This is a genomic window from Mesorhizobium sp. M4A.F.Ca.ET.090.04.2.1, assembly GCF_003999085.1.
Classification (GTDB): Bacteria; Pseudomonadota; Alphaproteobacteria; order Rhizobiales; family Rhizobiaceae; genus Mesorhizobium.
The window spans coordinates 1-6,453 of sequence record NZ_RZOT01000349.1 but is presented as its reverse complement, the minus strand read 5'-3'; the positions used below and the strand labels follow the sequence as shown (position 1 = coordinate 6,453).

The window sequence follows — 6,453 nt, the reverse complement described above, 5'->3', positions numbered from 1 at the left end:
CCGCCGGCGGCACCCGCCAGCGGATCGGCGACGCCGCCCTCATCGGGCAACGGCGCCGCGACGACAGCGCCTGCGCCGGCACCAGCGAATCCGGCCACCCCGCCGGCAGCCAACGGCGTCACCTTGCCGGTCACACCGCAGGTTCCGAACCAATAGCCCGGCAAGCTTATCGGGCCGCGATCTGTTGTCGTTTGATCACAGTCGCGGCAAATGCCGCACATTCACGAAGATTCAACCGGGCGTAGCCTGACGGCGCGCTTGAGGCGTCGTGGCCTGATCGATTATACATTGCGCGCGGCACTTTCGGCGTCCTTGGGGGGCGCCGGGCGACGCCGTGGCAACAAAGCATTACACGATCGGATCTTCGCCATGCAGCTTCGCAGCTTCATTTTCATGGGATTCTTTGCCGTGCTCGGCATGAGTTCCGCAGCCTTCGCCGGCACGCCGGCAAACATGGCCGCATCGCCATCAGTCGAGATAACCGGCGCCATCAATGTCGCCGTCAAAAGCGACGCAACGCAGCTGAAGCTTCTCAAGAAGAAGAAAAACCCGACTCCGGCCGATCTCGCCCAGATCAGCAAGCTCGAGGACAAGATCGCGGCCGACAAGGAAGCCGCCAGGACCAAGGCGCTCGAAGCCCGCAAGCTGGCGATGCGCGACGCAGCCAAGGCCAAGGCCGACGCGGCCCGTCAGGAATGGCTTGCAAAGAAGGGCCAGTCCGCCGCCGAGACGAAGGTGGCCGACGCCAAGCCCGGCAAGAAAACTGTCAAGATCATCGAGCCGATCGCGCCGGTCGAACCGATCCAGTCGGCCGAGCCGATCCCGGCCGAGGCGATGAATGTCGCGCTGACCGGCAACAATGGCGAGCTGCGCAGCGAGGCGCCCGGCCAGAAGCAGAGCAGCCGTGGCCTGTTCGCAGGACTGTTCGGCGGCTCATCGTCGTCATCGATCAGCTATCTGCCCGAGACGCGTGCCCTCGATTCGGCTCTCGCCAAGAAGGACGCCAAGAAGCCGTTCAAGGTGAAGCCGGAATTCGTGCCGCAGGACGTCACTTTCACCGGCTATGAGCCGGGCACGATCGTCATCGACACCAGCGCCCGGCGTCTCTACCTCGTCGAATCAGCCTTCACGGCGCGCCGTTATGCGATTGCCGTCGGCCGCGAAGGCCTGCAGTTCAAGGGCACGGTCGCTGTCGGCGACAAGCAGGAATGGCCGCGCTGGATCCCGACGCTCGACATGCAGAAGCGTGAACCGAAGCACTACGGCCAGTACAAGGACGGCATGCCCGGTGGCGGCGAGAACCCGCTCGGCGCGCGCGCTATCTATCTCTATGACGGCAAGAAGGACACGCACCTGCGCATCCACGGCACCATCGCGCCGCAGTCGATCGGAACCAGCGCCTCCAACGGCTGCTTCCGCATGATCAACGAGCACGTCATGGACCTCTACAGCCGGGTCAAGGTCGGCACCAAGGTCGTTATCATCTGAGGCTTTTGCCATCATGCCGAAAGGGCCGGCTCAGCCGGCCCTTTTGTTTTGACTGAAACTATTCCTTGCCCTTCGGGGCTTCGCGCCTTCTTGGGAAAAAGCCTTCGCGGCGGTTTTTTCTCTGGCGGAATCAATCCGGCCGCGTTAAGCGATGACTCCCATGGCGCGATATGTATTCATCACTGGCGGCGTGGTTTCCTCACTCGGAAAAGGCATCGCCGCGGCAGCTCTTGGGGCTCTCCTGCAAGCGCGGGGTTATCGCGCGCGCATCAAAAAGCTCGATCCCTACCTCAATGTCGACCCCGGCACGATGTCGCCGTACCAGCATGGCGAGGTGTTCGTCACCGATGACGGCGCCGAAACCGACCTCGACCTTGGCCATTATGAGCGCTTCACCGGCCGCTCGGCAAACCAGCAGGACAACATCACCACCGGCCGCATCTACAAGAACATCATCGAGCGGGAGCGGCGCGGCGACTATCTCGGCGCCACGGTTCAGGTCATTCCGCATGTCACCGACGAGATCAAGCATTTCGTCCTCGACGGCAATGACGACTACGATTTCGTGCTGTGCGAGATCGGCGGCACGGTCGGCGACATCGAGGCCATGCCGTTCCTCGAGGCGATCCGCCAACTCGGCAACGACCTGCCGCGCAACAACGCGGTCTATGTGCATCTGACCCTGATGCCCTACATACCGACCGCCGGCGAATTGAAGACCAAGCCGACGCAGCACTCGGTCAAGGAGTTGCGCGGCATCGGCATCGCGCCCGACATTCTTTTGGTGCGCGCCGACCGGCCTATCCCCAAGGAAGAGCGCCGCAAGCTGTCGCTGTTCTGCAATGTGCGCGAAAGCGCCGTCATCCAGGCGCTCGACGTGCCGCACATCTACGACGTGCCGATGGCCTATCACAAGGAGGGGCTGGATTCGGAAGTGCTCGCCGCCTTCGGCATTGATCCGGCGCCGAAGCCGCGCATGGAGCCGTGGCAGGCGCTCTCCAATCGCATCCACAATCCGGAAGGCGAAGTGACCATCGCCATCGTTGGCAAGTACACCGGCCTCAAGGATGCCTATAAGTCATTGATCGAGGCGCTGTCGCATGGCGGCCTCGCCAACCGCGTCAAGGTCAAGCTCGACTGGATTGAGAGCGAGATCTTCGAGAAGGAAGACCCGATTCCGTGGCTGGAAAAGGTGCATGGCATTCTGGTTCCCGGCGGCTTCGGCGAGCGCGGCTCGGAAGGCAAGATCCTGGCGGCGAAATTCGCCCGCGAGCGCAAGGTGCCTTACTTCGGCATTTGCTTCGGGATGCAGATGGCCTGCATCGAGGCGGCACGCTCGCTGGCCGGCGTCGAGCATGCGTCGTCGACCGAGTTCGGTCCGAGCGACGAACCGGTGGTCGGCCTGATGACCGAATGGCTGAAGGGCAACATGCTGGAGAAGCGCAGGGCCAGCGGCGATCTCGGCGGCACCATGCGGCTCGGTGCCTATCAAGCCGAGTTGGCCAAGGGGTCGAAGATCGCCCAGATCTACGGCGACACCCAGATTTCAGAGCGCCACCGCCATCGTTACGAGGTCAATATCGACTACAAGGAACGGCTGGAGGAATGTGGCCTGGTCTTCGCCGGCATGTCGCCCGATGGCGTGCTGCCGGAGACGGTCGAATACCCCGACCATCCCTGGTTCATCGGCGTGCAGTACCACCCGGAGCTGAAAAGCCGGCCGCTCGACCCGCACCCGTTGTTTGCCAGCTTCATCGAGGCGGCGATGGAGCAGAGCCGCCTGGTCTAGGGCGCGCGGCCATGCAGACCTATGTCGCGCTGCTCTACAGCATCATCCTCGGCGAGGGGCGGCGTGTGGTCATGGCCGACCTCAAGGCGATGGCGGAAGGCCTGGGCCTGAAGAGCATCCGCACACTGGTAGCGACCGGCAATCTGGTGTTCGAAGCGCGGGCGACCAAGGTTCCCGATCTCGAGCAAAAGCTGGAGACAGCGTTCGAAAAGACCTTCGGCCGCCATGTCGACATCATCGTGCGCAGCGCCGACGACTGGTTGAAGCTTGCGATTGGCAATCCATTTCCGGCCGAATCGGCAGAAGCCGGCGACCAGGTCGCGGTGCGGGTGATGCGCAAGCCTGTCGCCGAGCACGCCATCTCTTCGCTTCAAGTCTACGCCGCCGAGGATGAGGCGGTGCTTTTGGTCGACGGCGACATCTGGCTCGTGTTCTCGCGCGAGCGGCCAAGCTCGCGGCTGCTTGCGGCCGCCAATCACAAGCGTCTCGGCATCGGCACCTCGCGCAACTGGAACACGGTCCGCAGGTTGGCCGAAATGGTAGGCAGTAGGCCGTAGGCAACAGAGGAACCCTGCTGCCTACTGCCTGATTTCAGGCCTTCGCCGTCTTGGCGCCGGCGCCGAGCGCCATGGTGCGCAGCACGTAGTAGACGGCGCCGGCGATGGCTACGCCGAAGAACCAGCCATAGACACCCCACCAGGACGGCAGCCAGTTGGTGAAGTTGGGCAGGATCGAGGAGAAGATCGCGCCGATGCCGGCGGCGATGAAGGCGTTGACGTGCCAACCGCCCTGGAAGCGGAACTCGCTGTCTTCGCGGTAGAGCGCCTCGACATCGACCTCACCCTTCCGGATCAGGTAATAGTCGACCATCATCACGCCGAAGATCGGTCCCATCGTCGCGCCGATGATGCCGACGAAGTGCGCGGCGCTGCCTTCCCAGGGCGCGAAGGGGTAGAGCACGAGCGCGATCAAGGCCGCGATGTAGCCGCCCTTCTTGAAGTTGATCTGGCGCGGGAAGACGTTGGAGAAGTCGAAGGCCGGCGAGACGAAATTCGCCACCACGTTGATGCCGAGCGTCGCCACCGCGAAGGTGAGCGCCGCGAGCGCCGCCAGGAACCAGCTGTCGAACTTGGCCGAGATCTGGTCGGGATGCAGCAGCACCTCATGGTAGACATCGTAGGCGGCAATCGTGGTGACGCCGGCGACCAGCGAGAACAGGATCAGGTTGACCGGCAGGCCCCATATATTGCCCTTGCGCAGCGCCGCGTTGTCAGGCGCGTAGCGGGCGAAGTCACAGAAGTTGAGATAGAGCGCCGAGAAGTAGGTGACCCAGATCGCCGCGACGCCGAAGAGCGCCGTCCAGGAGCCGGGATCGCCTGGAATGCCGGCATCGGCGGTCTTTTCGCGCAGGACATCCATCGGGATGTCGCTGGTGAAGGCAAAGCTCCCCGACTTGACGCAGAGATAGATCGCCAGGAGCAGCATCATCACCCACACCGCCGGACCGGCCCAGTCCTGAAACCGCCGCACTGTTTCCATGCCCTTCTGGATGATCAGCAACTGCAGCGCCCAGATAATGACGAAGCAGATCACTTCCAGGGTTGAATGGCCGAGAAGGTGCGAAGTCTTGTTGAACTCATCGAACCACTGCAGTCGCGTCAGCAGCGCCACGATGGCGCCCGAGGCGGCCGCCGTTTGCGCGCCGTACCAGAAGCAGGCGACGATGGCCCGGACCAGCGCCGGGACGTTGGCGCCCCAGATGCCGAAGGAAGCGCGTGCCAACACCGGGTAGGGCACGCCGGTCTTCACGCCGGCATAACCGACCATGTTCATCAGCACGTAGATGATGAGCGAACCGATGCCGATGGCTATGATGAAGTTGACGAAGCCGCCGCAGAAGAGAAACAGGCTCGCCGCCAGGTAGTAGCCCCAGAGGCTGTGGACGTCGGACGTCCACACGTTGAAGATCGAGAATGGTCCCCAGTTGCGGACCTTGGCCGGAGCCAGATCCTCATTATACAGGTCAGGCGATGCGCCTTGTATGGTCATTGCGATGTCCTCCCCTTGTGCGACGCGCCTCCACGCGTTGGTTGCGCAGGTTATGCCTGACGCAAGGGAACCGGCAAGCAACCCATTTGCCGGCTTTGGCCTTAAAGATATTCAATGAGAATCGTGCTTATCGCAGGCCGGTATTGCGGATTCCTCCTTTTTGTCGCGCGAGTCGGCGATCGGCTTTCAACCCTCCTTTGCCGGCGTTCGATCGTACCAATGGGATCGGCCGGCGTTGCTTCGAGGCATCATTTTTTTTCGCGCTCATTTGATTTTTGTGGAACCAAATGGTCCGGCGGGTGTTTAATGTGGTTCTGTGCACCGCGATCGGCCGGGAGGAAAACGATGGATCGCTTGCATTTCTTTACGCCCGTGCGGATTCTGCCTGGGCAAGGTCAGCCTGTAGAAGAAGTGGACAGTGTCGCCGAGGCGATGGTGTTCCTGCGGAAATGGCCAACGGGGCGCCGCGGACCGGTTTATCAATGCGCCCTGAATTGCTGTTCCGCCGCCATGGCCGGCAATATGTCGGCCGAGGAAGCGAGAAAGGCCTTTACCGGCTTTGCCCGCATCACCCGTCTGCTCGACGACGACATGGCCATGCCGATCGGCGGCGAGGCGATGGACAACGTTTACGCCTTACGTCGGTAGGCGCCGTATCTCGCCAGAACTGGCTGGTGTTCGTGCCCTTGCGGCGCGGACCGTGGCTCCTTGCTTATCCGTTGGCTTTCTCAGCTCCCATCACGAGGCACGGCCGTTTGAGGGCGCACAAGACGACGGGTTGCTCGGCCCCCGCGTGCCGTTCCGAGGCGGTGACGTCCCATCCCGTCTCCTCGCAACCGTTTGTGGTGATATTCAAGCTCTTTCCCCACATCTTCTGTACTTGGCGCCGCCACAGGAAATTCCATGGCTCAGGTCGCCGGCGCCGCATGGAGCATGGGTTGTTCTACGATGCTGTCGGACAGATCTGACGGAGATGCCTCGCTTCCGGCTGTGTCCCGCAGAACGAATGTCGCGATCAGGAAGGCCTGCACCACCACCAGGGCGTAGCTGGCCAGAATGACCGCGCAGGGCACGACGAAATTTAACTGCGGCGCGGCGCCAAGCACGACAGGGACGGTCCAGGATAC

The 6,453-nt window shown here is 62.5% G+C and carries 5 protein-coding genes and 1 pseudogene; 4 read left to right on the top strand and 2 right to left on the bottom strand.

Annotated elements, in window-relative coordinates:
• The first annotated feature begins 369 nt into the window (after nucleotides 1–369).
• The 3 genes from EN781_RS22295 (at nucleotide 370) to EN781_RS22285 (ending at nucleotide 3,834) form a co-directional block, all read left to right on the top strand.
• Nucleotides 370–1,488, top strand: a complete 1,119-nt coding sequence (locus EN781_RS22295; protein WP_126054485.1) for a L,D-transpeptidase — start codon at nucleotides 370–372, stop codon at nucleotides 1,486–1,488.
• A 151-nt stretch (nucleotides 1,489–1,639) separates the two neighbouring features.
• The gene (locus EN781_RS22290) at nucleotides 1,640–3,277 is read left to right on the top strand and encodes a CTP synthase (RefSeq protein WP_126054486.1); all 1,638 of its coding nucleotides are present in this window, start codon (nucleotides 1,640–1,642) and stop codon (nucleotides 3,275–3,277) included.
• An 11-nt stretch (nucleotides 3,278–3,288) separates the two neighbouring features.
• On the top strand, nucleotides 3,289–3,834 hold the full coding sequence (locus EN781_RS22285; RefSeq protein ID WP_126054487.1) for a DUF1697 domain-containing protein: 546 nt from the start codon (nucleotides 3,289–3,291) through the stop codon (nucleotides 3,832–3,834).
• Between the two features lie 34 nt (nucleotides 3,835–3,868).
• Here the strand turns inward: EN781_RS22285 and EN781_RS22280 are convergent, their stop codons facing one another.
• Nucleotides 3,869–5,326 (bottom strand): NCS1 family nucleobase:cation symporter-1, encoded by a 1,458-nt coding sequence (locus tag EN781_RS22280; RefSeq protein WP_126054488.1) that lies wholly within the window; start codon nucleotides 5,324–5,326, stop codon nucleotides 3,869–3,871.
• A gap of 345 nt (nucleotides 5,327–5,671) precedes the next feature.
• Here EN781_RS22280 and EN781_RS22275 point away from each other — a divergent pair, with 345 nt between their 5' ends.
• Nucleotides 5,672–5,974, top strand: a complete 303-nt coding sequence (locus EN781_RS22275; protein WP_126054489.1) for a DUF982 domain-containing protein — start codon at nucleotides 5,672–5,674, stop codon at nucleotides 5,972–5,974.
• 260 nt (nucleotides 5,975–6,234) lie between these two features.
• Here the strand turns inward: EN781_RS22275 and EN781_RS22270 are convergent.
• Nucleotides 6,235–6,453 (bottom strand): annotated as a pseudogene (locus EN781_RS22270) (hypothetical protein); the annotation flags it as partial.

Excerpts from the sequence above, each read along its gene's own strand:
- EN781_RS22295 (WP_126054485.1), top strand. The coding sequence starts at position 370 with ATGCAGCTTCGCAGCTTCATTTTCATGGGATTCTTTGCCGTGCTCGGC.
- EN781_RS22290 (WP_126054486.1), top strand. The coding sequence starts at position 1,640 with ATGACTCCCATGGCGCGATATGTATTCATCACTGGCGGCGTGGTTTCC.
- EN781_RS22285 (WP_126054487.1), top strand. The coding sequence starts at position 3,289 with ATGCAGACCTATGTCGCGCTGCTCTACAGCATCATCCTCGGCGAGGGG.
- EN781_RS22280 (WP_126054488.1), bottom strand. The coding sequence starts at position 5,326 with ATGACCATACAAGGCGCATCGCCTGACCTGTATAATGAGGATCTGGCT.
- EN781_RS22275 (WP_126054489.1), top strand. The coding sequence starts at position 5,672 with ATGGATCGCTTGCATTTCTTTACGCCCGTGCGGATTCTGCCTGGGCAA.